The organism is Paragemmobacter ruber, from assembly GCF_009908315.1.
GTDB lineage: Bacteria > Pseudomonadota > Alphaproteobacteria > Rhodobacterales > Rhodobacteraceae > Paragemmobacter > Paragemmobacter ruber.
The window spans coordinates 1-656 of sequence record NZ_JAAATW010000016.1 but is presented as its reverse complement, the minus strand read 5'-3'; the positions used below and the strand labels follow the sequence as shown (position 1 = coordinate 656).

The window sequence follows — 656 nt, the reverse complement described above, 5'->3', positions numbered from 1 at the left end:
GTGTCGTTGCCGCTGCCGCCGATCAGGCTGTCATTGCCGCCGTCGCCGCGCAGCAGGTCATTGTCGCCCTCGCCCGCCAGCGTGTCATTGCCGCCGCCACCGTCGAGCGTGTCATCGCCCGCGCCGCCGAAGACCGCATCGCTGGTGGCATGGCCGCCGCCCCAGTCATTGCCGTCATGGGCGATGATGATGCTGGGCGTCCCGTCATCGGGGCCTTGCAGCGTGGTGTTGGACCCGTCATCGCCGCTGATCACGCGGTAGGTGACGCCGTTGAAGGTAGCGAACTCCACCCCCGTCAGCGTGTCGGTGCCGTCGCGGGCGGCAACGGTATCGGTGACGATCAGCGCCCCACCGGGGCCGTAGTCGAAGCTGTACTCCGTGACCGGGCCGGTGAAGACCGCGCGGTCGCTGCCTGCGCCGCCGTCGAGCGTGTCGTTCCCGGTGCCGCCCTGCAGCGTGTCGTTGCCGCTGCCGCCGATCAGGCTGTCATTGCCGCCGTCGCCGCGCAGCAGGTCGTTGTCGCCCTCGCCCGCCAGCGTGTCATTGCCGCCGCCACCGTCGAGCGTGTCATCGCCCGCGCCGCCGAAGACCGCATCGCTGGTGGCATGGCCGCCGCCCCAGTCATTGCCGTCATGGGCGATGATGATGCTGGGCGT

The 656-nt window shown here is 70.3% G+C and carries 1 protein-coding gene; it reads right to left on the bottom strand.

Annotated elements, in window-relative coordinates; translation table 11 throughout:
- Positions 1–656: calcium-binding protein (locus tag GU920_RS19250; protein ID WP_394351577.1), on the bottom strand; the 656-nt coding region annotated here is incomplete at both ends.